Raw genomic sequence first — 22236 nt, 5'->3', positions numbered from 1 at the left:
GTACGAGAAGGCCTCCTTTTTGTTGCATGAAACAACTATGCCGATAGCTTTTGATGCTTTTGCTTCTTTAGAGCGAATTTTGGAAATCCGATTAAAATCGAGACGATTCCGCAAAGGCCAATGAACAGCGGGTAAAATGAGTAAGGTAAAATGCTGATTGGCGATATAGAGGCAAAGCCTGCTGCTGTAAGCATTTGTGCGCCATAAGGGATCATACCTTGGATGCTGGATGAAAATATATCAAGCAAACTCGCTGATTTTCGTGAATCGATTTCATATGTTTCAGCGATATTCTTAGCTAAAGAACCTGTAGTCACAATAGAAATCGTATTGTTTGCCGTTGCCAGGTTTGTTATTGCTACTAATCCGGCAATGCTGAATTCTGCTCCTTTTTTAGAGTGAATATTGCGGGTCATGATGTGCAATAAGTATTGAATCCCGCCATTATATTTAATGATTTCGACCATACCAGCTATTAGAATAGCTAAAATAATTAACTCTGCCATACCTGTCACACCTGCGGCTACACTTTGGGCAAAGCTGCTTATTGTGTAGCTTCCATCTAATAATCCGATGATACCAGCAAGCAGTGTGCCACCAGCTAATACACCAAGAACATTAAGACCTAGTAAAGCTGTGATGAGTACACCTGCATACGGCAAGATTTTAACCCAATGAAAATCTTGTGCCGGAACAGCTGAAGAGCTTCCCATTGTCATAAAAAATAATATAATAGCAGTTAAAATAGCTGCAGGGAGAACGATAAAAAAGTTTGTTTTAAATTTATCAGCCATCTCTGTTCGTTGTGTACGTACAGCTGCAATCGTTGTATCTGAAATAAACGAAAGATTATCTCCGAACATGGCCCCGCCGATAATAGTTGCCATCGCAAGAGCTGAAGAAATATCGGTTTGGGAGCTGATTCCAACACCGATTGGAGCAAGGGCAGCAATCGTTCCCATGGACGTTCCCATAGCTAATGAAATAAAGATACCGATAATAAACAAACCAATAATTAAAAAGCTTTGTGGAAACATAGTTAAGGCCATGTTTACAGTTGACTGTACAGCCCCCATACCTTTAGCAGTCTCTGAAAATGCACCTGCTAAAATGAAAATAAGTACCATAATCATGACATCAGGATGACCTGCGCCTTTTGCAAAGCGTTCTGCCTTAGCGGTCAAGGTTTCTTTTCTGTTCATGAATAAAGCCGCTCCAACTGCAGCCAAGATGGCAGCTAATACGGGCATTTTATAAAAATCACCGGTAATAATTCCTGATCCGATAAACAGAGCAACAAAGATTATAAGCGGTAGCAAGGCAACTGCGCTTTTTTTCTGTATACTCACTGAAGTTCCTCCTCTTTTTATAAACATAAAAAGACTCCTTCTCAAATGAAAGAAGAAGTCTTAGACATACTAATGTCCTTGCTTCCCCCTATCTTTCAAGCATATAGCCTGCTGGATTTGGCACAGTACTTACATAGTCCGCTGCCGAGGTTTCGAAGGGCCAGTCCCTCCACCTCTCTGGATAAGAGATTTATATTTCCGACTTATTATGACACTGTTTTTTGTAGAACACAATCTTTTTTTGGGGTTTATTTATTGTTTGTATTTTCCAACATATTTGATAGCCTAGGACATTAGACAGCGACATGAAGAAAGAGCGGTTTGTAGGCAACAAGTATATTGTCTGGGGACTGCGGAACAATACGTGTAATAGGTATAAGTAAGGAGGAGAGTCGGTGGATTTCTTTTCTTTTCTAACTAGCAAAACAAATAGAAGAAAAGACAATGGTCGTTCCAAAGGTACAAATGAAATAAAGCTAGGGCTGTCATTACAAGATAATATTAATCTAATTCAACAATCCTTTATTAGTGCTGATGATTTTACTGTAAGATATTTAGTTTTCAATAATATTCGATATGGTTTATTATTTTTGAACCTTATTGTGGATAAGCAAAAAATTGAATCTAGCATAATCAAGCCGCTCATACGGATAAAACAAGGTGATATTCAGGATGTAATTCCTGCTTTGAGTATGCAAACTTCCTCCACGCTTCATCAAATTGTGATTGAGTTGCTCAATGGCAGTTCCGTGTTATTAGAAGAAGGCTGTAACCTTGCTTACATATTGAAAACAGAATTGTATGAATCAAAAGCAATTGAAGAACCGGTAAGTGAGAAAGTTATTAGAGGTTCCCATGAGGGATTGATAGACAATTTAAATATAAATCTCAATTTGATACGGAGGCGAGTCAAAAGTCCTCATCTCACGATCAAATACCAAATCCATGGGCAAGAAGCGTATACGAAGCTGGCGATGATTTACGTAAATACTATTGCAAATGAAGAATTAATTGCAGAAGTGGAGAAGCGCTTATCATCTATAAAAACAGATTATATCAGCAACTCTGGAGAGGTAGAAGAGCTTATTGAAGACGAAATATATTCCCCTTTTGCTCAATTGCTGCATACAGAACGTCCTGATAGAGTGGCATATAACTTGTTGGAGGGCCGGGTTGCTTTAATTGTGGAAGGAGATCCTTCGGCTCTTATCATGCCTGCCACTTTTTTTTCTTTTTATCGATCTTCTGACGATTATTCAAATAGGTGGTATATAGGATCATTTTTTCGGCTATTAAGATTAATCAGCTTCATTATTGCTATATCTTTGCCGGCGTTGTATATTGCGGTTGTTTCTTATCATTTTGAAGTAATTCCGATTGAACTAGTATTTGCGATTAAAGCATCATTGGAGTTTGTGCCGTTTCCCCCTCTTGTGGAAGCAATGGCGATGCAGCTTGCATTGGAGATGCTTCGCGAAGCATCCATTCGATTGCCGCAGCCTATTGCACAAACGATTGGGGTGGTAGGCGGTTTAGTTATTGGTACAGCGGTCGTACAAGCTAATTTTGTATCAAATACGATGATTATTGTAGTGGCTCTTACAGCAATCGCTTCCTTTGTCGTTCCAATTCATGAAATGGGGACGACGGTTCGTTTACTAGGCTTTCCTTTAATGATTGCAGCTTCGTTATTTGGGTTTGTCGGTATTGTGTTTGGATTAATGATTTTACTAATGCATTTATGTAAATTGGAGTCATTTGGCATGCCATATTTTACTCCTTTTGCTCCATTACGGATAGTTGATTTAAAAGACACTTTACTAAGAGTGCCCTTTAGTAAAATGAAAGAGAGACCAAAGAGTTTACAACCGAAAAAAGCAAAACGGCTATTTAATCCAAGAGGCTGGGATAATAATGAAACATCCTAAAATATCAATTGAACTGCATCAGTTATTTTTTATTATCTTACAGTCACAAATAGGAATAGGCGTTTTAGCTCTCCCTTACAATGTTCATAACATCGCACAAGGGGATGGCTGGATTTCTACTATGCTTTCAGGTGTTGTAGTGGTTGTCTTCACAACAATCATCTGGCTTTTATATAGAAGAACCCCTAAGCTTAATTTTTTTGAGGCTGTTATTTATATTTATGGAAGATTTATAGGGAAAATTGTGGTAAGCACGTACATTATTTTTTTTGTAATGGTGTTTCTTCTAGTAATTGCTATGTACGTAGATATCATAAGAAGATGGATTTTAGCATATACTCCATCCTGGATTTTGGTTCTTCTTATCATATTCACGAGCGCTTATTTAGCAAAAGAAAGCCTGCACATTATTGCTCGTTTTTATGTGCTTGCCACACTTTTTATTTTCCTCTTACTGATTTTAATGATAGGTCCTTATGCAGATATAAATTTGGAATATATTTTACCTGTGGGACACATGGGATGGAAAAACATTATGCGTGGGGTCCATGAGAGCACCATTGCTATGCTCGGATTTGAATTCGTGTTTATCGCTTTTGCTGACACTGCAGGGAAAACGAGCCAAAAGCTGAAGGTTGCCATAGGTGCGAATATATTTGTTGCGGTGTTATATACATTTTTTGTGTTTACCGGTTTGATTGTATTTAGTCCTGAGGAATTGACATTAGTGCCTGAACCTATTTTATATATGCTAAAAGCAATCTCATTTGACATAATAGAACGTCTGGATTTATTGTTCCTATCTGTATGGGTCATCCCAATGATTACGTCGAGTATTACGTATCTCTTTATCCTAAGTATGGGAGTCAAGGTTGTGTTTAACAGAACACATCATGGAAATATAGTTAGGCTTATGGCTGTTATTCTGTTGATTACTATTTTATGTATGCCGCTGGATAACTTTATGCCTTGGGCACAGTTAAGTAAGATAATAGCCTATTTATCCTACATTTTTGTAGGCTGCATCCCTGCGATTACTTTACTCTTCTCCTTCTTGTTTAAAAAGGCTAAAAACACGGGGGGCAGTGTATCGTGAAGATATGGCTACGATTGACAGCAATCTTATTTTGCTTTGTTACAGCAGGCTGCTGGGATCAGCAGCCGTTGAAAGATGACAATTTGGTCTATGGGGTAGCAGTGGATTTACTAGAAAATCAAAAGCTATTGTCGACTGCAGTGGTTCGGACAATCAAACTTGGAAGCACTGGTGCACAAAATTACCAGATTGACAATTTAACGATTACTGCTAAGGGGGAAACAATGCGGGATATGAGAATGAAAATAGGAAGGAAACTGGGGGGAGAGTATGCAGCGAACAAAGCGAGAGTAATCTTATTGGGAGAAAAGCTGGCAGAAAATAATATTTACCCTATTCTTGATATTCTTTATAGAGATCCGAAAAATTCTTTAGGAGCGAAATTAATTATAGCAAAAGGCAAGGCAGGCAATATTTTAAAGTTGCAGAGTGTAAATGATACCCTTATTGCTGAAGAGCTGCTGGAAATTATAGAATCGGGAGAAGAAGCAACGAATACTCCAAAAGAGACCGTTCAATCCATATGTCCGGTTATGCTCGATCCTGGACAGGATTTTGCTCTTCCCTATATGTATATAACAAAGAATAACGAGGTGGAATTATCTGCGATTGCTCTGTTCCATAATCAAAAGTTTACTGGAATTACTGCAAAAGGAGCAGAGGCGACTATACTGTTATTGATGAGAAATGAAATGGGAAAAACGGCTCGTTTTACAATTAAAGCGTATCCGAAAGAAAAGCAATATCGAAATCGATTTATTTCTATACAGACGGTAAAAATGAAAAGGAATATGAAAATAACTCCAAAAAAAGATGGAGTAATCCAAGTAGACCTCAATTTACATCTTAACGTTTCGGTAAAAGAACATCCGCAAGGTGCTGTTGACACGGATTCAACGCTGCTGAAATTGAATAAACTTTTGTCCGAGCAGTTTACCAAAAAAACAAAGCAGGCTGCTAACCTGTTGCAGGAAGCAAATTGTGACTTTTTGGGGATAGGTAGGAAATTGATGGCGTATCATCCTGAAACATGGAAATCTCTTGATAAAAAGAATTATTACCAACATGTTCAAATTAAGCCGAAAGTGAAAATAAAGATAGTAGGGCATGGGATTTTAGAGTAATATACGGTGAAAAAGCTTACCTTTGATGGGTAAGCTTTTTTCTGTCTTAAAGGAGATTTTAAGACAGGAGGAGCTCAAAAAATTAAGCAGAGACATTTGTTGATTCAAGGTTCATTTTATATGGAAATAGATATTTTAAGGAGATTTAGGGAATCCGAATCTGGCATTTAATTGTCCTTGAATCATGCTGTTACGAAGTGCCCGTTCATCTAGCTTACGTTCTTTTTTTAGTATATCCTTTCTGATTTCGTGCGTTTGAACGCCGTCCTCCATTTTTTCTATAATTTCCATCAATTGTTCTACATCGTTAAATGAATATTTTCGTGTTCCTTTTTTTGTTCGTTCAGGAAAAATTAATTTTCGTTCCTCATAATAGCGAATTTGCCGTTCTGACAATCCCGTTATTTCACTTACAGTGCCAATAGAAATTACCTTTTTCTCTTTATAAGAATGATCGTTTCCTGACACTCCTACCCCCGCCTTTTTAAAGTTCTTTTATATACTATATAGGAATTAACTGAAAATGGCGACTTGTGTGTAAGAATTTCTAACATGAATTTCAATTCCGAAAAGAAATGTGTGTAAGATTTTCTGACAAAATTAGAGATGAAGAAGAGCGTTTTGAATACAATGAGAATATATCATATGGGTAAGGGTAGAAGGGTTTTACAAAAATAAGTGATTTCAGATGACGGGAAGGGTAGGCAACGGGGATGGAAAATACAGAAGAGAAGTCAGTGCAGCTTGCAAAGAAAATTATTGAATTAGATATACGGCGGGATGAATTATTAGAGGAATTAATGGTACTTACCGGAAGTGCTGCGTTGGAATTGCTGAGAGACTTGCAAAATCGCTAGGAGTTAAGAGTATGGTGATATAAGGGGGGCGGCATAACAAATATATTGAGAAAGCAGTTGAACAGGAAAAACAAGTATATATTGAAAGGCTATTGAGTGCAGGGATTTATAAAGAAATGGATAGTCATCTGTATAAAATGACAATTAGTGAATTGAAGCAAGTATCTGAATGCTACCAAAACTTAAGAAAAGGGCTATGAAGAGGGAGTATCCTTTTTTCTCTATGGTAGTATAAAGGGATATTTCAGCAATGGGGATAAAATAGATGTGGTTTTAATTTGCTTTCGATATAATTAAGTATAACTACTTTGGAATTTATAAGGAGATTGAGCATGAAACACTATGCGAAAGCTTTATTCGGATTATTGGCAGGTGCGGTACTTATATGTGCGGCTACGGGATGTACGGCTGTACAAACAAAGAAAGCAAAGTCTGTTACTTTAACAGTCTCTGCCGCTGCTAGTTTACAAAATGCTTTGATAGATATACAAAAGCAATATAAGGAAGAACAGCCGAATATAGAGCTTGCGTTCAATTTTGGTGCATCCGGTTCCTTGCAGCAGCAAATTGAGCAAGGGGCGCCTGTAGACTTGTTTTTCTCTGCTGCGGAGGATAAATTTCAAACACTTGTAAAGAAAGGATTTATTGATAAAGAAGAAAGAACTGGAGTGCTAGGAAATGAGCTAGTCCTTATTGTTCCGAAAAACAGCGGGAAGCGTATTACAAGTTTGACATCTTTAGAACAACTAGATGTTAAGCAGCTTGCATTAGGGACGCCTGAAGTAGTGCCAGCTGGAAAATACGCTCAGCAAGCTTTAATGAATTTAAAGTTGTGGAGCGCCGTAGAACAAAAAGTGGTTTATGCTAAAGATGTGCGCCAAGTACTAACCTATGTGGAAACAAATAATGTTGATGGGGGCTTGGTATATAAGACAGATGCACTGGTTTCAAATAAGGTGGACATTGTGGATACAGTACCAGCTAGTATGCACGAATCCATTATATATCCTCTTGGTATTATAAAGGCCACAAGTCATAAAAAAGAAGCAGCGGCATTGTATCACTACCTTCAAACAGAGGAAGCATTGCATGTTTTTGAAAAATATGGATTTACAATTTTAAAGTAGGTGTACGAGCTTGAACTTTTTCGAACCGGTTTGGCTATCGTTACAAATTGCGCTTTTTGCTTCTGTGGTGGTAATTATACTTGGGACGGTAATAGGGCGTATAATGGCCCGTTCTTCTTTTCGAGGCAAGCTTGTCTTGGAAACCTTTTTTATATGCCCTATGGTGTTGCCTCCAACTGTCATTGGATTTCTGTTAATTGTTATATTTGGAAAAAATAGCCCTATAGGGCAAATGATTGAGAGAGTGTTTGACCATCCCATTATTTTTACAAAATGGGCAGCTATTATTGCAGCTGTCGTCGTTTCGTTCCCGCTTATGTATCAAGCTGCCAAAATAGGATTTTCAAATGAGCATATAGAGATAGAAGAAGGAGCGCAGGATCTAGGAGCGAATGCATGGAAGGTATTTTGGTATATCACACTTCCAATAGCGTTCCGTTCCTTAATAGGCGGAGCTATTTTGAGCTTTGTGCGAGCTTTAGGAGAATTTGGGGCTACGTTAATGTTTGCAGGAAATATCCCTGGTAAAACTCAAACGATTCCAATGGCTATTTATATTGCGATTGACTCGGGAAATATGACATTAGCATGGCTTTGGGTTATCACAACAATTGTGCTGTCTATTGGATTTTTAAGTTTTACTCAGGTGCTGCAAAGAAAAAAAGATACATAATAAAATAGAGCTTCCGTAAAAAGCTGGATGTGTTTTCCTGCGCTTATGGAAGCCAAGTGCTGTTTGTAAAAATAAAAAACAGACTTGAAAATTCAAGTCTGCCTGCCTTTTTAGTCAATTATGCTTTTTTTACATTTGTTGCTTGTGGACCCCGTTGACCGTTTTCAATATCAAATGTAACTTCTTGACCTTCTTCTAAAGATTTATACCCTTCGCCTTGGATAGCTGAGAAATGTACAAATACATCCTCGCCGCCTTCACGTTCGATAAATCCAAAGCCTTTTTCAGAATTAAACCATTTTACTTTACCGCGTTCCATTTTATTGCCTCCTAAATAAGTAAAAAATACACAAAACTACAATTTGAGTTTGCCTATTTAGTATGTCCAAGAAATGTGCTTTTAAACAGGGGTAGTTATTTTATTTTTTATGAGCGGCCATTTACATCAGGATTGAATAGTATATGAACAGAGGAAAGCGAGCGGATAACCTGCCCGCTTTTCGTATATTCAATTAAGATAAGCAAGAAATATCTACGTCCTACTCACTCTTGATGAAAACGTTTTTTTCTGTACCTTTGAGACTGATTCAATCAACCGCAGCAGTAAGAATAAAGGGGATTTTTTTCATCCAAATGTAATCACCGAAAGCTGAAGATAGTCATAGAATACTATGACTAAATAGATACCCAATGCGCACAGACAGCTCTGGCTTAAGCAAGGAGGGTTATACCAGTTGAAGGAAAAAGACTTTTCATCCAAACCGTTACTTACGAAACGAGAAAGAGAAGTATTCGAACTATTAGTCCAAGATAAGACAACGAAGGAGATCGCAAGTGAGCTATTCATCAGCGAGAAGACAGTAAGGAACCATATTTCAAATGCAATGCAGAAGCTTGGAGTAAAGGGGCGCTCACAAGCAGTAGTTGAGCTTCTTCGTATGGGAGAACTTGAACTATAATAAAGGCCGGCTTTCACTTGAAGAAAGCCGGCTAGTTTTTATGTTTATCATGTTACATATTCAGTAATTTCGCAGTTGCATTTTTTGAGAAAAAGGAGGAAAATAAAGCATGGTTTGTCACGCAATGGAGAGGAAAAAGCTCATTGATCAGCAGACAGTATTTTAACAGAAAATGGGGCGATCTTTTGAACAGACCAATTGGTGTTATTGACTCTGGTGTAGGTGGATTAACGGTAGCGAGAGAAATAATGCGTCAGCTCCCGAAAGAGGAAATCATATATTTAGGAGATACAGCTCGTTGCCCGTATGGCCCGCGTCCGAGTCAAGAGGTTCGGAGGTTCACCTGGGAAATGACTGATTATCTGATGAAGCAAGATATTAAGCTGCTTGTCATTGCATGTAATACCGCTACATCTGTAGTTTTGGAAGAAATGCGAGCTGAACTCGGTATTCCGGTTGTTGGCGTGATTCATCCGGGGGCGAGAACTGCCTTGAAGGTAACTAAGAATCATCAGGTTGGAGTTATTGGAACAATTGGAACGATTGAAAGCAAGGCATATGAGCATGCATTAAAGGCGATCAATAATCGTGTAACAGTAAAAGGCTTGGCCTGTCCGCCGTTTGTGCCGCTTGTTGAAAATGGCGAGCATGAAGAAGAAAAAGCTTATGAAATTGTAGCGGATACGCTGATGTCTTTGAAAAATACAAATATCGATACATTAATTTTAGGATGTACACACTATCCGATCCTCGGTCCTGTTATTCAGGAAGTAATGGGAGAGAATGTACAGCTTATCAGCTCTGGCGATGAGACTGCACGAGAAGTGAGCACTATCCTGTATCACAGCAAGCTGTTAAATGAAGAAACAGAACAACAAGACCATCTTTTCTTAACAACTGGCTCGACTGAAAAGTTCAAGCAAATTGCTTCTCGGTGGTTCGAGAAGCCGATTGAGAATGTAAAAACTATTACTTTGTAAAGCCCTCTGTATAAGGAGGGCTTTATTTTTTAGGGTATATGAGGATAAGGTTTCTTTAAATTTTTTCACAAAGCTTGGTCTAAATAAAATAGAGGGCTCGTATACATAGTAGTACAAACCGGCTTAGGAGGGGGATGCTATGCGTAAAGCTACTGGGGTGAAATTTATCACTTCTGTCTTCGCAGGCGCTATGATGCTATCAGGGTGCAGCTTATTGGGGCAGGATAAAGAGGTAAAAGAAGTTGATCCGCCGCAAAAGGTCACTTACACAGATAAGGAGACAACTCCGGCAAACACAAAAGAGCAGCAGGGTGCAAATAAAACACAAGAAAAGCAAGCGAAAGCAACTGTTACAAGGGAATTGTATTTGGTTGATAAAAGTGGGTATGTGGTACCGCAATCTATTCCAATTCCAGCTGCAAAGGATGGAGCAGTTGTGAAACAAGCCTTGCAATATTTAGTGAAGGATGGTCCTGTGACTGAACTTCTCCCAAATGGCTTCCAAGCAGTATTGCCAGCAGATACGGAAGTAAAGCAAGTCAATATTACGAAAGACGGAACTGCTATAGCGGACTTTTCAGCAGACTTTAAAAACTATAAAAAAGAAGATGAACGGAAAATTGTAGAAGCGGTCACTTGGACGCTTACGCAATTTGAAAATGTAAGAAATGTCAAGTTCCGCATTAATGGAAAAGATTTAACAGCTATGCCTGTCGATAAAACGCCGATTGGAAAAGGTTTGAGTCGTGCAGACGGTATTAACTTTGATGACGAAGAAGTAGTGGATATACACAATACAAAGCCTGTTACATTATATTTTGTAGCGCAAAACGGTAAAAGCCATTACTATGTACCGGTAACACGCCGTATTTCAAACGACAGCAAAGATGAAGTTGCGGTTGTAATACAAGAGCTTGTAAAAGGACCTTCTTATAAATCGAACCTTGTCAGCGACTTTAATGCCGATGTAAAACTGCTAGATGCACCAGAATACCAAGATGGTAAGGTAACCTTGAACTTCAATGAAAATATTTACGGTAATCTAGGAAAAAATATTATTTCAAGCTATGTACTTGATTCCCTTGTTCTGTCTTTAACGGAACAAAAAGGAGTAGAGAGTGTTGCAATTGAAGTAGACGGCAAAGCTAATGTATTGAATGAAAAAGGGAAAAAACTTACAAAACCGGTAACACGTCCGCAAAATGTGAATACAGGTAGTTTTTAAAGAAGAAAATTTGCTATACTTATTAAAGAAAGGGAAGCTTGAAGCAGCTTCCTTTTCTTTTTGTGCTGCTTGCTTCAAGTTTTCTTTCCTATACATAAGGGCTTTTGGCTATACTATACATTGGTAAGAATTAAGGAGGGGTTTTATATGAGAGTTGATGGACGTCAACCGAATGAATTGCGTCAGGTGCATATTCAAACAAATTATTTAAAGCATCCGGAAGGATCCGTATTAATAGAGGTAGGAGATACAAAAGTTATTTGTACGGCAAGTATAGACGAGCGTGTTCCTCCTTTTATGAGGGGCGAGGGGAAAGGCTGGATTACTGCTGAGTATGCCATGCTTCCGCGAGCAACTGAACAACGAACAATCCGTGAATCCAGTAAAGGAAAGGTAGCCGGCAGAACGATGGAAATTCAGCGCCTGATTGGCCGCGCGCTCCGTTCTGTTGTGGACTTGGAAGCGCTGGGAGAAAGGACGGTTTGGATTGACTGTGATGTTATTCAGGCGGACGGAGGAACAAGGACAGCGTCCATTACAGGTGCCTATGTTGCAATGGTGCTGGCATTTGGAAAACTTATGGAAAAAGGAAGTTTATCTAAGCTTCCAGTAGTAGATTATTTAGCAGCGACCTCTGTTGGGGTTTTAGAGGAAACGGGTGTAGTGTTAGACTTAAATTATGTAGAAGATTCTAAAGCGAATGTAGATATGAATATTGTGATGACTGGCAAAGGAGAATTTGTCGAAGTGCAAGGAACAGGCGAAGAAGCTACTTTCAGTAAAAATCAGCTTCATGAATTGCTTGGTGCAGCAGAGGAAGGGATTTTGAAGCTGATTGAAATGCAGAAAGAAGCGTTAGGGGTATTAGCTGAAACGATTAAATGACGGGAGGTGCTCTGTATGAAAACAGTAGTGATTGCCACAAAAAATCTAGGTAAAGTTCGAGAGTTTGCATCATTGTTCGAAAAATATGAACTGCAAGTCAAATCCCTTCATGATTTTCCTTACATTGAGGAAATTGAGGAAACAGGAACTACTTTTGAGGAAAATGCTATTTTAAAGGCGGAAAGCTTGTGTAAGCAGCTTGAGGAAATTGTGATTGCAGACGACTCCGGATTAATTGTAGATGCACTAAACGGAAAGCCAGGTGTACGTTCCGCTCGTTTTGCAGGAGAACAAAAAGATGATCAAGCTAACATTCAAAAGGTGCTAGAGGAACTCAAGGATGTAGATAAAGCAAAGCGAACAGCGAGATTTTATTGTGCTCTAGCAGTTGCTTTTCCAGAAGAAGATAAAAAGACTGTGATTGTAAACGGCACATGTGAAGGTAAGATTATTGATCAGCCTCGAGGAGAAAACGGTTTTGGATATGACCCGATTTTTTACATAGAAGAAATGAAGAATACGATGGCAGAGCTGACAAAAGAGGAGAAAAATAAAATCAGTCATCGTGCCCGAGCTTTGCGTAAGCTGGAAGAAAAGATTCCACAATGGTTTTTGGGGGAGAAGCAATGAGAGCATTGATTGTCAGTGACAGCCACGGCCTGACAAGCGAACTTGAAGCCTTAAAAAAGAAATTTGAACATGATGTTGATATTATGATTCATTGCGGAGACTCAGAATTGTCGGTGCATAATACAGAGCTGGCCGGCTTTGAGGTTGTGAAAGGAAACTGTGACTTTAACGGAGAGTTTCTGAACGAGATTGTGAAAGATGTAGGAGAAATTCGTTTTTTTGTAACCCACGGTCATTTATACAATATTAAAATGACCGTGCAATCTCTTTGGTATCGTGCTAAAGAATTAGAAGCAACTGTAGCATGCTTCGGTCACTCGCATATTATGGGAGCAGAGCTATTAGATGGTATATTGTTAATTAATCCCGGCAGCATATTGCTGCCGCGCTCTCGCAAAGAAAGAACATATGCGGTATTAGAATGGGAAGAAAAAAATGCGACAGTTACATTTTTTGACTTAGACGGTCGTATAGTAGCTATGCAGTCTTTTATATTGGGTTAGAGAATTTTTTCTCTAACCTTTTAAAAAAGGTATTGACTTCATATAGCCATAAGAATATAATAAAGAATGTCGATAGGACATTTCAATAATTTAACATATTGCGGGTGTAGTTTAGTGGTAAAACAAGAGCCTTCCAAGCTCTGGTCGTGAGTTCGATTCTCATCACCCGCTCCAAATATGTCCCGGTAGCTCAGCTGGATAGAGCAACGGCCTTCTAAGCCGTCGGTCGGGGGTTCGAATCCCTCCCGGGACGTCACAAAAAAAGCTGATACATTTGTATCAGCTTTTTTTGTATAGATACACCTTTATAACTTAACTGCAACCCTTCACTGCTTTTGGAATATACTGTACTACAAATATGTAATCTTCCTACCCATTCTATGTAAAGGGCGGAATTCTATGGAACTGGAAAAGTACAAACAACTGAGAACGGAGCAAAGACCGTTAATTCATCCGGCTGCCAAGAATAATATGAAAATTATATTTTGTATTTTGTTGACGGGAGTCATTTTTCTCTTTGGTTATATGGTGTACGGGGTGCTTCATGGGAGCAGCATTATCACGGTTACAGTTAAGTCGCATAATACTCAACCTACATGGGAAATAGATACGTATACGAAAGACGGGTGAATTCTCCGTCTTTTTTTGTTTATAAAGAAATATAGTAAGATAACGGGATATAAAAAGGGGTGTGGCATCGTGGATAAAGAACAGCACAAGCAGATGGAACAAGAGGAGCATCCTTTAGTAGAACCAAAAGCGAAAGAAAATGTAAAAACCATCGTATGGGTAGGCTTTATAGCACTTATCGCTATTTTTATTCAATTTCTTTTTTTTTATATGTAAGATAATTTCTTATTTACGTAATAATAAAAACCTTACTTCATTTTTTAAGAGAAAACCGGGTGCAAATATATCTGCGCCCGGTTTTCTCTTAATTTATTGAATTACGGCTTGAAGGTTATTGACGCTGCTAATTTTTTCAAAGAATTGATTGCTGACGGCCTCATAGCCTGTCAAGCTCAAATGGATGTCAGCAGGATTTGGCAGATAAGTGAGGTAGTTTTGAGCAACGATGGCGGCAGTCGGAACATAGTATGTTGATGGATTCATTTTTGAGATTAACAAGATAGAATTGTTTAATTGGGCCAATACACCTAAAAGAGGAGCTTGCTGTGCTGCTGGTAAATAAGGGAACGGATTGTAATACTCCATGATATATATTTGTGCTTTAGGATTCCAAGATTTAATTTTGGCTATGATTAATAGAGTATTGAGAAATGTTTGAGAGAGGGTGTTCTTTACATCACCAGAGCCTGAGAGCACAACAGGAAGCAAATCATTGGCTCCTATATCAATTGTGATGATATTTGCTTTCTTGATGGCCTGTTTAATGTTATTTCGATTCTGTTTGAAATCTAATAATACATCGCTGGTGGCATACCCTGGTACACCGAAGTTTTGGTAGGTGACAGTCCTTTGACTAGATTGTTGAAGGCGCTCATAGAGGAAGACAGGATAGCCTTTATTGATTGCTTTATACGGGGTAACCCCTGCCGCTAAAGAATCTCCCAATGCTACATAGTTTATAGTCTCTTTCGTGAGTGTTTGTGCTTGTGATACGTCAGGAATTGCAAACATAAAAAGCAATGCTGCAGACAGAATGACAGCCACCGAAGTTTTTAGGCGTAAAAGTACTTTCATTTTTCTCCCCCTTTATGTAGTTTGCTATTTTTAATAACAGCTTTTGTGTATCACCTCTATTTCTATTTAATATGTAGATACAAACATATTTTAAGCTGTACAGAGCATCTTTGCTATAAAATTTATGAGACAAAAGATAACAAGGAAGGAGGCGTTCTGTCGAGTCATGGTATGGCTTTTTTTTATGACTATGAATGGTTCGGATTTGCAAACAAATATTCAGTCGTATATTCTTAACTATAGTTTAAAATGAAGGGAAGAAGTAAAATGTTACAAAATCAAGTAGCAATCGTGACTGGAGCAACAAGAGGGATTGGAAAATCGATTGCCATGCGCTTAGCAGAACAGGGAATGAAGCTGTCCTTATGGGGAAGCAGCGATGAAATTCATAGTGTAGGTCAGGAATTAAAAGAAAAAGGATACACGATGATAGAAACGATTCAAGCAGACGTGTCTAATGAACAGGATGTTCAAGCGGCGGTTGAAAAAACTGTAGAAGTATTTGGTACGATAGATGTACTCGTAAACAATGCAGGAATTGGATTTTTTAAGCTTGTAGAAGATACGAATTTAGAAGAATGGAAACGCGTATTTGAAGTAAATGTACAAGGTGTTTTCTTATGTTCAAAAGCGGTATTGCCGTACTTGAAGGAAAAGAGAGGCGGAAGCATTATTACCGTATCTTCTGATGTCGGGCGCTATACTATTGCGAATGGCGGGGCGTATACAGCGACGAAATATGCTGTACAGGGATTCTGCGGGTCGTTAGCCCAAGAAATGAGAGAGTACAATGTGCGTGTAGGCACTATTAATCCAGGAATGGTAGATACATACTTTGCTGGGGGCACACAAGGAGCGGCTGGAAAAGAAACGATGATTCAAGCCGACGATATTGCTAATGCTGTAATTTATATGGCGAGCGCACCTGGGAATATTACAATTGATCAGATTGTTATTCATCCGTTTATGCAAACATATCCGGTTATTTAAGGTATGCGGGGATTTGTCTAATCCTTACAAAAATACACTGTGAAAAAGGGGGGGAAACATGAATAAGAAGCAAGATACTGTCATACTTTTTCCTAACTTGCTTCATCGCCTTCAGGAAAAAGGGTTTGCAGCGCTCCATGAAAAAAGATTTGAAGAAGCGCTACAATGCTTCAAGCAGCTTGCAGAGCATGGTTTGCAAGAGGAGCGTACGGAAATTGCAACTGTTATTTGTTTGATGGAGCTAAATGAATTACAAGAAGCGAAGCGTTATTGTGAATTGTTTTTTCAAAATAGCAAACAAGCACATTATGACGTAATCGAAATGTATATGACTATATTGATTCAATTGCAACGCTACGATGAATTAGCGGAAATAGTGCAGAGAGTGTTAGAAGAATATAAGCTTGCCGATACGCAACGTGAAAAACTATATTCGCTACTTTCTTTTTCAAAAAAGATGACAGCCGGGAACGACGTGAATACTGCGACGGAATATGAAGAACTCGCTCCTATTTTCGAAGGGGACGATGTAATGCTGCAGCTTCAGGCTGTGAATGAGATGAAAGAGTACGGCTCTGTTCGACCAGTTCCGTTTTTATTAGAATTTTTACGTGACGAGATGAAGCATCCGTTTATCAAGTCACTCATTATTAATTTGCTAATAGAAGCAGAAGTGCAAAAAGAGATAGAGATTGAGAAGTTCGGAGATAGAATAACTATCATTCCTGCTTCGTTGGAGAATGTGAAGGAGTGGGCGTTTAGCCGTGATGTCATTGCTGCATTTGAACGAAATGCTGCCAATGATAACCCAACCTTATTTGAAGCGATGAAAGAGCACTGGTATCAAATTTCCTTTATTTTCTATCCTTTTATACCTAATCAGGCGGATGCATCTGTATGGGCGGCAGTTCTGCATAAAATAGGGTATGAACGGTTTACGGAAAAATTATCAGATGAAAAGATTGAACGTATGTACAAGATTACGCGCAAGCAATTATTGGAAGCGTATAGTTTATTTTTGGATATTGAGAAAGATGCCTATATGACCGTATAATGAAAAAGACAGCTTGTATGTTGAAACGAGAGCATTCTATGTTATAATGTAATGGTTGCAGAAGGTGTGATCATGCTTTTTTGTATATACTTACAGTGATGGGTGAACTGCGCAGTGTCCTATCGCTGCACGTTTTATTCTCGGACAAACATACCTATTTAATCAATATAGTTGGAGGGAAAGAATAAATGGCTACAAAATGGGAAAAATTAGAAGGAAGCGTTGGCGTTTTAACTGTAGAGGTTGACGCTCAAGACGTTAAAAAAGGATTGGACGCTGCTTTTAAAAAGGTTTCACAGCAAATTAATATTCCTGGTTTCCGTAAAGGAAAGGTACCACGTCCTCTTTTCGAAAAGAAATTCGGCGTTGAATCCTTATATCAAGATGCTTTAGATATCATTTTACCGGAAGCATACACAAAAGCGGTAGAAGAAGCTGGTATCTACCCTGTAGACCGTCCAGAAATCGACATCGAGCAAATGGAAGTTGGCAAAAACCTTATCTTTACTGCAAAGGTTACTGTAAAGCCAGAAGTAAAATTAGGTGACTACAAAGGTCTTGAAGTTGAAAAGATGGATACAGCAGTAACTGACGAAGATGTAGAAAACGAATTAAAAGCATTGCAAGAGCGCCAAGCTGAGCTTGTAGTGAAAGAAGAAGGTACAGTTGAAAACGGAGATACAGCTGTAATCGATTTTGAAGGATTTGTTGATGGTGTTGCTTTCGAAGGCGGAAAAGGCGAAAACTATTCTTTAGCAATCGGATCTGGCACATTCATCCCTGGCTTTGAAGATCAATTAGTTGGTACAAAAGCAGGCGAAGAAAAAGAAGTAGAAGTAACATTCCCTGAAGAATACCACGCTCCTGATTTAGCTGGAAAGCCTGCAACTTTCAAAGTAACAGTTCACGAAATCAAAGCACAAGAGCTTCCTGCTTTAGACGATGAGTTTGCAAAAGATGTAAACGAAGAAGTAGAAACTCTTGAAGAATTAAAAGCAAAATTGCGTTCTGATTTAGAAGTAAGCAAAAAGAATGCAGCTGAAGGAAATATGCGTGATGCTTTAGTAGAAAAAACTGTAGCAAACGCTGAAGTTGAAATTCCAGAAGCGATGATTGAAACAGAATTAGAGCGTATGGTGAAAGAATTTGAACAACGCCTTCAACAACAAGGAATGAACTTAGAGCTTTACTTCCAGTTCACTGGTACGGATGAGGCTGCATTAAAAGGACAAATGAAAGACGATGCACAACAACGCGTGAAAACAAACCTTGTTCTTGATGCTGTTATCGCAGCTGAAAACATTGAAGCTACAGATGCAGAAGTTGATGCAGAAGTAGAAAAAATGGCTGCAATGTACAACATTCCTGTTGAAAACATTAAGCAAATGATCGGAAATCTTGAAGGTGTGAAAGAAGACATCAAGATTCGTAAAGCAGTTGAATTGCTTGTAGAAAGCAGCAAAACTGTTGCATAATAAACATAAAGAAACAGGGCGCGATGCTTGATCGTGCCTTGTTTTATACAATCAAGACTTTGTGAAGTATGAAATATTGACAATTTTTCGTAATCAATTTCTTTGTATCTTAAGAAGGTACTGAAGAAAAAATAGAGAATATATATTCTACAAATTAAAAAGAAGTATGAATTTGTATATGTCCAAACAGATAAGTTGTATTCTTTGGAACATAATGACATAATATTTATTTACATAAGCAGTAAATATTATTACATATACATTGGTTACGAAAAATTCATAGTGTCAGCACTTTTTAAGGGGTGTGAAGTTGATGTTTAAATTTAACGATGAAAAAGGGCAATTGAAGTGTTCGTTTTGCGGTAAAACACAAACGCAAGTACGAAAACTGGTAGCAGGACCTGGTGTATACATTTGTGATGAATGTATTGAGCTTTGTACAGAAATTGTACAAGAGGAACTGGCGAAGGATGATGAAGTAGAATTCAAAGATGTTCCGAAGCCGATGGAAATCCGTGAAATTTTGGATGAGTACGTAATTGGACAGGATGCAGCAAAAAAAGCTCTTGCGGTTGCTGTATATAACCATTACAAACGCATCAATTCTAACAGCAAAATTGATGATGTGGAGCTTGCTAAGAGCAACATTTGTTTAATCGGACCGACTGGAAGCGGAAAAACATTACTTGCCCAAACCTTGGCTCGTATTTTGAACGTTCCTTTTGCGATTGCAGATGCTACATCTCTAACAGAAGCAGGATATGTTGGAGAAGATGTAGAGAACATTTTATTAAAGCTCATCCAAGCAGCAGACTATGATGTTGAAAAAGCGGAAAAGGGAATTATATACATAGACGAGATTGATAAGGTGGCTCGTAAGTCTGAAAACCCTTCTATTACGCGTGATGTATCTGGTGAAGGAGTACAGCAGGCCCTTCTTAAAATTTTAGAAGGTACAGTTGCAAGTGTTCCTCCTCAAGGAGGAAGAAAGCATCCTCATCAAGAATTTATCCAAATTGATACGACAAACATTTTATTCATCTGCGGCGGTGCATTTGACGGTATCGAACAGATTATCAAACGTCGTTTAGGGAAGAAAGTTATCGGATTTGGTTCTGAAACGAAAAAAGGTCATGTAGATGAGCAAAAAATTCTTTCTTCTGTACTACCGGAAGATTTATTGAGATTCGGTCTAATTCCTGAGTTTATTGGACGTCTTCCAGTAATCGCAAACCTAGAGCCGCTTGATGAAGATGCATTGGTAGAAATTTTGACAAAGCCAAAGAATGCATTAGTAAAACAATATCAAAAGCTGCTGGAGCTTGATGATGTGGAGCTGGAATTTGAAGCGGAAGCACTTCGTGAAATTGCTAAAAAAGCAATTGAGCGTAAAACAGGTGCTCGCGGATTGCGTTCTATTATTGAAGGTATTATGCTGGATGTTATGTTTGAACTTCCATCCCGCGAGGATATTGAAAAATGTATTCTTTCTGCAGAAACAGTGACTGAAAAGGCACCTCCAAAGTTGGTGCTTCATGACGGAACTGTTTTGGAAAGCGATAAAAAAACATCCGCATAAGAAAAAAGAAGCCATTATTTAATGGCTTCTTTTTTTGATAAGGGAGTATTCAGAGGTGTATTTCTGCTAGTAAAAAAGAAAATTGTATCCATTTCAAAGTATGTTTGTGGGAATAGTATTACCTCCGAAAATATGAATGGGAGCTGTATAGTTTAAGGTTAAGCATTATTGTGGTTTTAGAGTTTTCTTAGTGTAAGTGTTACTTGTTCTAGAGTACAGCCTTTTCTTGCGATTTGTTTTTTCGACTAAACAAGAATAGAGAAATGATAAATTTCTCTATTCTTGTTTAGTACCTTTCCTCCTAGGAGATACTACAATTAATATAGCATCGAAGTGTTTGGGAGGTTAGACAATGAGTTGGACTAACATCATTCTCTTAGTTCAGTTAGTATTTGGGGTTATAGTAGGATTATATTTTTGGCATTTGTTGCGAACCCAGCGTACACAAAAGGTTTCTATCGATAAAGAATCGCGAAAAGAAATGGAACAACTTCGTAAAATGAGAGCTATTTCCTTAACAGAGCCGTTAGCAGAACGTGTTCGCCCTTCCAGTTTTGCAGATATTATAGGTCAAGAGGAAGGTATAAAATCATTACAAGCAGCATTGTGCGGACCGAATCCACAGCATGTTATTATTTATGGTCCGCCAGGGGTAGGAAAAACAGCTGCAGCACGACTGGTTTTGGAAGAAGCGAAAAAGAACGGGAAATCACCATTTCGTACTTCTTCTGTTTTTATTGAGCTAGATGCAACAACTGCAAGATTCGATGAGCGCGGCATTGCAGATCCTCTTATCGGTTCAGTGCATGATCCAATATATCAAGGTGCCGGCGCAATGGGGCAAGCGGGAATTCCACAACCGAAAAAAGGAGCAGTGACAGATGCTCACGGAGGGATTTTATTCATTGATGAAATTGGTGAATTACACCCAATTCAGATGAATAAAATGCTGAAAGTTTTGGAAGATCGAAAAGTATTTTTAGAAAGTGCCTACTATAGTGAAGAAAATACACTTATTCCTACATACATTCATGATATTTTTCAAAATGGTTTACCGGCAGATTTTCGTCTTGTCGGTGCTACTACGCGTTCACCAGAAGAAATTCCAGCTGCCATTCGATCGCGCTGCTTAGAAATATTTTTCTGTGAACTGAATACAGAGGAAATTGAAGCAGTAGTAAAAAATGCAGCACAAAAAGTGAATTTAAAGATCAGTGAGAAAGGTGTGGCCATGATTGGGCAATATGCAAGGAACGGGAGAGAAGCGATTAACCTCGTGCAAATTGCAGCAGGTATGACGATAAATGAAAATCGTATATCTATTCGAGAAGAAGATATTGAATGGGTGATTCATTCTAGTCAGCTTACCCCGAAATACGAGAAGCGTATACATCAGCAGCCGAAAATTGGTGTGATTAACGGTCTCGCAGTCTACGGTCCGAACGCAGGTGCTTTATTGGAAATTGAGGTAGCGGCCATTCCTGTAGAAGGAAAGGGTACAATCACTATCACAGGCATTGTCGAAGAGGAAAACATAGGAACACAATCTAAATCCATTCGTCGAAAAAGTATGGCGAAAGGATCTGTTGATAATGTTGTTACTGTGCTAAGAGCACTTAATCTGTTTCCTGACGGATTTGATATTCACATTAATTTCCCTGGCGGTATACCAGTTGATGGACCGTCAGCAGGTGTTGCTATTGCAACTGGTATTTATTCCGCAGTACATGGTAAGCAAGTAAAACATGACATAGCCATGACTGGAGAAGTAAGTATACATGGATTGGTAAAGCCGGTCGGGGGAGTGTATGCTAAGGTGAAGGCGGCTAAGCTTGCAGGTGCTACAACAGTACTAATTCCGGCAGAAAACATGCAGCCTATTCTTCGCTCTATTAAAGGCATTACTATTATTCCCGTCACTTATTTACATGAAGTATTTGCAAATGTGTTTGTGCAAGAATTTCCAGGTTTTGAAGCAGGGGATATATCACCAACATTGCATTTGGAAGACGAGGATGCTCAGTCTGTTTAAGTAAGTTGACTTCGTTTGAGTTTTTTTATTCAAACGAAGTCCATTTTGTTTATCCTGTATTTCCAT

Annotated in this window: 24 protein-coding genes, 2 tRNA genes and 1 riboswitch; of the genes, 22 read left to right on the top strand and 4 right to left on the bottom strand. The window is 38.6% G+C overall.

Going from position 1 to position 22236, the window contains the following annotated elements; all coding sequences use genetic code 11:
• Positions 1 to 35 precede the first annotated feature (35 nt).
• Positions 36 to 1376, bottom strand: a complete 1341-nt coding sequence (locus J7Q84_RS12640; RefSeq protein WP_481747549.1) for a Na+/H+ antiporter NhaC family protein — start codon at positions 1374 to 1376, stop codon at positions 36 to 38.
• 58 nt (positions 1377 to 1434) lie between these two features.
• Positions 1435 to 1537: riboswitch (SAM riboswitch) on the bottom strand.
• 207 nt (positions 1538 to 1744) lie between these two features.
• Between J7Q84_RS12640 and J7Q84_RS12635 the strand changes: the two genes are divergently transcribed.
• Genes J7Q84_RS12635 through J7Q84_RS12625 form a run of 3 tightly spaced genes read left to right on the top strand, consistent with a single transcriptional unit; the run spans position 1745 to position 5497 of the window.
• Positions 1745 to 3277 (top strand): spore germination protein, encoded by a 1533-nt coding sequence (locus J7Q84_RS12635; protein ID WP_209094927.1) that lies wholly within the window; start codon positions 1745 to 1747, stop codon positions 3275 to 3277.
• Positions 3264 to 4373 (top strand): GerAB/ArcD/ProY family transporter, encoded by a 1110-nt coding sequence (locus tag J7Q84_RS12630; protein WP_209094926.1) that lies wholly within the window; start codon positions 3264 to 3266, stop codon positions 4371 to 4373. The genes J7Q84_RS12635 and J7Q84_RS12630 overlap by 14 nt, the downstream gene beginning before the upstream one ends.
• Positions 4370 to 5497, top strand: a complete 1128-nt coding sequence (locus J7Q84_RS12625; protein ID WP_209094925.1) for a Ger(x)C family spore germination protein — start codon at positions 4370 to 4372, stop codon at positions 5495 to 5497. The genes J7Q84_RS12630 and J7Q84_RS12625 overlap by 4 nt, the downstream gene beginning before the upstream one ends.
• A 135-nt stretch (positions 5498 to 5632) precedes the next feature.
• Here J7Q84_RS12625 and J7Q84_RS12620 read toward each other — a convergent pair whose 3' ends face one another.
• The gene (locus J7Q84_RS12620; RefSeq protein ID WP_209094924.1) at positions 5633 to 5965 is read right to left on the bottom strand and encodes a MerR family transcriptional regulator; all 333 of its coding nucleotides are present in this window, start codon (positions 5963 to 5965) and stop codon (positions 5633 to 5635) included.
• Between the two features lie 245 nt (positions 5966 to 6210).
• Between J7Q84_RS12620 and J7Q84_RS12615 the strand changes: the two genes are divergently transcribed.
• The 4 genes from J7Q84_RS12615 to modB all read left to right on the top strand — a co-directional run bounded on the left by J7Q84_RS12615 (position 6211) and on the right by modB (position 8154).
• Entirely contained in the window at positions 6211 to 6354 is a 144-nt protein-coding gene (locus J7Q84_RS12615; RefSeq protein ID WP_209094923.1) for a hypothetical protein, read from the top strand.
• Between the two features lie 44 nt (positions 6355 to 6398).
• Positions 6399 to 6554 (top strand): Fur-regulated basic protein FbpA, encoded by a 156-nt coding sequence (locus tag J7Q84_RS18765; RefSeq protein ID WP_481747552.1) that lies wholly within the window; start codon positions 6399 to 6401, stop codon positions 6552 to 6554.
• Positions 6555 to 6686: 132 nt separating this feature from the next.
• Complete coding sequence (modA, locus tag J7Q84_RS12605) at positions 6687 to 7481, top strand: molybdate ABC transporter substrate-binding protein (RefSeq protein ID WP_209094921.1); 795 nt, start codon at positions 6687 to 6689, stop codon at positions 7479 to 7481.
• Between the two features lie 10 nt (positions 7482 to 7491).
• On the top strand, positions 7492 to 8154 hold the full coding sequence (gene modB / locus J7Q84_RS12600; RefSeq protein WP_209094920.1) for a molybdate ABC transporter permease subunit: 663 nt from the start codon (positions 7492 to 7494) through the stop codon (positions 8152 to 8154).
• Between the two features lie 118 nt (positions 8155 to 8272).
• On the opposite strand, the gene J7Q84_RS12595 is transcribed toward modB, so the two are convergent.
• Positions 8273 to 8473 carry a cold-shock protein gene (locus J7Q84_RS12595; RefSeq protein ID WP_209094919.1) on the bottom strand — a complete coding sequence of 67 codons (201 nt, stop codon included), beginning with the start codon at positions 8471 to 8473 and terminating at the stop codon, positions 8273 to 8275.
• 415 nt (positions 8474 to 8888) lie between these two features.
• On the opposite strand from J7Q84_RS12595, the gene gerE reads away from it, so the two are divergent.
• From gerE to J7Q84_RS12545, 10 genes are all read left to right on the top strand, one after another.
• Positions 8889 to 9113 (top strand): spore germination transcription factor GerE, encoded by a 225-nt coding sequence (gerE, locus tag J7Q84_RS12590; RefSeq protein WP_209094918.1) that lies wholly within the window; start codon positions 8889 to 8891, stop codon positions 9111 to 9113.
• 185 nt (positions 9114 to 9298) lie between these two features.
• Positions 9299 to 10093, top strand: coding sequence for a glutamate racemase (gene racE / locus J7Q84_RS12585; protein WP_209094917.1), 795 nt, complete (start codon positions 9299 to 9301; stop codon positions 10091 to 10093).
• Between the two features lie 139 nt (positions 10094 to 10232).
• Positions 10233 to 11318 carry a GerMN domain-containing protein gene (locus J7Q84_RS12580; RefSeq protein WP_209094916.1) on the top strand — a complete coding sequence of 362 codons (1086 nt, stop codon included), beginning with the start codon at positions 10233 to 10235 and terminating at the stop codon, positions 11316 to 11318.
• Between the two features lie 147 nt (positions 11319 to 11465).
• Positions 11466 to 12203, top strand: coding sequence for a ribonuclease PH (gene rph, locus J7Q84_RS12575; RefSeq protein WP_209094915.1), 738 nt, complete (start codon positions 11466 to 11468; stop codon positions 12201 to 12203).
• A gap of 15 nt (positions 12204 to 12218) precedes the next feature.
• Positions 12219 to 12833: an XTP/dITP diphosphatase gene (locus J7Q84_RS12570; protein ID WP_209094914.1), complete on the top strand. Its 615-nt coding sequence runs from the start codon at positions 12219 to 12221 to the stop codon at positions 12831 to 12833.
• Positions 12830 to 13336: a metallophosphoesterase gene (locus J7Q84_RS12565; RefSeq protein WP_209094913.1), complete on the top strand. Its 507-nt coding sequence runs from the start codon at positions 12830 to 12832 to the stop codon at positions 13334 to 13336. Before J7Q84_RS12570 ends, J7Q84_RS12565 begins: the two co-directional genes overlap by 4 nt.
• A gap of 100 nt (positions 13337 to 13436) precedes the next feature.
• Positions 13437 to 13510, top strand: a tRNA-Gly gene (locus tag J7Q84_RS12560).
• A gap of 5 nt (positions 13511 to 13515) precedes the next feature.
• Positions 13516 to 13589: transfer RNA gene (locus J7Q84_RS12555), tRNA-Arg, on the top strand.
• A 146-nt stretch (positions 13590 to 13735) separates the two neighbouring features.
• Complete coding sequence (locus tag J7Q84_RS12550; RefSeq protein ID WP_209094912.1) at positions 13736 to 13966, top strand: hypothetical protein; 231 nt, start codon at positions 13736 to 13738, stop codon at positions 13964 to 13966.
• Between the two features lie 69 nt (positions 13967 to 14035).
• On the top strand, positions 14036 to 14182 hold the full coding sequence (locus J7Q84_RS12545; protein ID WP_209094911.1) for a hypothetical protein: 147 nt from the start codon (positions 14036 to 14038) through the stop codon (positions 14180 to 14182).
• Between the two features lie 93 nt (positions 14183 to 14275).
• Here J7Q84_RS12545 and J7Q84_RS12540 read toward each other — a convergent pair whose 3' ends face one another.
• Entirely contained in the window at positions 14276 to 15040 is a 765-nt protein-coding gene (locus tag J7Q84_RS12540; RefSeq protein WP_209094910.1) for a GDSL-type esterase/lipase family protein, read from the bottom strand.
• A gap of 267 nt (positions 15041 to 15307) precedes the next feature.
• Here J7Q84_RS12540 and J7Q84_RS12535 point away from each other — a divergent pair, with 267 nt between their 5' ends.
• The 5 genes from J7Q84_RS12535 to lonB all read left to right on the top strand — a co-directional run bounded on the left by J7Q84_RS12535 (position 15308) and on the right by lonB (position 22170).
• Positions 15308 to 16030: an SDR family oxidoreductase gene (locus J7Q84_RS12535; protein WP_209094909.1), complete on the top strand. Its 723-nt coding sequence runs from the start codon at positions 15308 to 15310 to the stop codon at positions 16028 to 16030.
• 58 nt (positions 16031 to 16088) lie between these two features.
• On the top strand, positions 16089 to 17084 hold the full coding sequence (locus J7Q84_RS12530) for a tetratricopeptide repeat protein (RefSeq protein WP_209094908.1): 996 nt from the start codon (positions 16089 to 16091) through the stop codon (positions 17082 to 17084).
• Between the two features lie 188 nt (positions 17085 to 17272).
• On the top strand, positions 17273 to 18559 hold the full coding sequence (gene tig / locus J7Q84_RS12525) for a trigger factor (RefSeq protein WP_209094907.1): 1287 nt from the start codon (positions 17273 to 17275) through the stop codon (positions 18557 to 18559).
• A 313-nt stretch (positions 18560 to 18872) separates the two neighbouring features.
• Entirely contained in the window at positions 18873 to 20138 is a 1266-nt protein-coding gene (clpX, locus tag J7Q84_RS12520) for an ATP-dependent protease ATP-binding subunit ClpX (RefSeq protein ID WP_209094906.1), read from the top strand.
• A 352-nt stretch (positions 20139 to 20490) separates the two neighbouring features.
• The gene (gene lonB / locus J7Q84_RS12515; protein WP_209094905.1) at positions 20491 to 22170 is read left to right on the top strand and encodes an ATP-dependent protease LonB; all 1680 of its coding nucleotides are present in this window, start codon (positions 20491 to 20493) and stop codon (positions 22168 to 22170) included.
• The last annotated feature ends 66 nt before the right edge of the window (positions 22171 to 22236 follow it).

The sequence above is a fragment of the Bacillus sp. 165 genome, from assembly GCF_017742235.1.
GTDB lineage: Bacteria > Bacillota > Bacilli > Bacillales > Bacillaceae_G > JAGHKQ01.
Note: the sequence above shows the minus strand (reverse complement) of the source record. Positions and strands in the feature narration are given on the sequence as shown.

Coding starts and splice junctions, on each gene's coding strand:
- J7Q84_RS12550 (WP_209094912.1), top strand. CDS start 13,736: ATGGAACTGGAAAAGTACAAACAACTGAGAACGGAGCAAAGACCGTTA.
- tig (WP_209094907.1), top strand. CDS start 17,273: ATGGCTACAAAATGGGAAAAATTAGAAGGAAGCGTTGGCGTTTTAACT.
- J7Q84_RS12615 (WP_209094923.1), top strand. CDS start 6,211: ATGGAAAATACAGAAGAGAAGTCAGTGCAGCTTGCAAAGAAAATTATT.
- J7Q84_RS12570 (WP_209094914.1), top strand. CDS start 12,219: ATGAAAACAGTAGTGATTGCCACAAAAAATCTAGGTAAAGTTCGAGAG.
- J7Q84_RS12540 (WP_209094910.1), bottom strand. CDS start 15,040: ATGAAAGTACTTTTACGCCTAAAAACTTCGGTGGCTGTCATTCTGTCT.
- clpX (WP_209094906.1), top strand. CDS start 18,873: ATGTTTAAATTTAACGATGAAAAAGGGCAATTGAAGTGTTCGTTTTGC.
- lonB (WP_209094905.1), top strand. CDS start 20,491: ATGAGTTGGACTAACATCATTCTCTTAGTTCAGTTAGTATTTGGGGTT.
- modA (WP_209094921.1), top strand. CDS start 6,687: ATGAAACACTATGCGAAAGCTTTATTCGGATTATTGGCAGGTGCGGTA.
- J7Q84_RS12530 (WP_209094908.1), top strand. CDS start 16,089: ATGAATAAGAAGCAAGATACTGTCATACTTTTTCCTAACTTGCTTCAT.
- J7Q84_RS12640 (WP_481747549.1), bottom strand. CDS start 1,376: ATGTTTATAAAAAGAGGAGGAACTTCAGTGAGTATACAGAAAAAAAGC.
- J7Q84_RS12565 (WP_209094913.1), top strand. CDS start 12,830: ATGAGAGCATTGATTGTCAGTGACAGCCACGGCCTGACAAGCGAACTT.
- J7Q84_RS12595 (WP_209094919.1), bottom strand. CDS start 8,473: ATGGAACGCGGTAAAGTAAAATGGTTTAATTCTGAAAAAGGCTTTGGA.
- rph (WP_209094915.1), top strand. CDS start 11,466: ATGAGAGTTGATGGACGTCAACCGAATGAATTGCGTCAGGTGCATATT.
- J7Q84_RS12630 (WP_209094926.1), top strand. CDS start 3,264: ATGAAACATCCTAAAATATCAATTGAACTGCATCAGTTATTTTTTATT.
- J7Q84_RS12535 (WP_209094909.1), top strand. CDS start 15,308: ATGTTACAAAATCAAGTAGCAATCGTGACTGGAGCAACAAGAGGGATT.
- J7Q84_RS12580 (WP_209094916.1), top strand. CDS start 10,233: ATGCGTAAAGCTACTGGGGTGAAATTTATCACTTCTGTCTTCGCAGGC.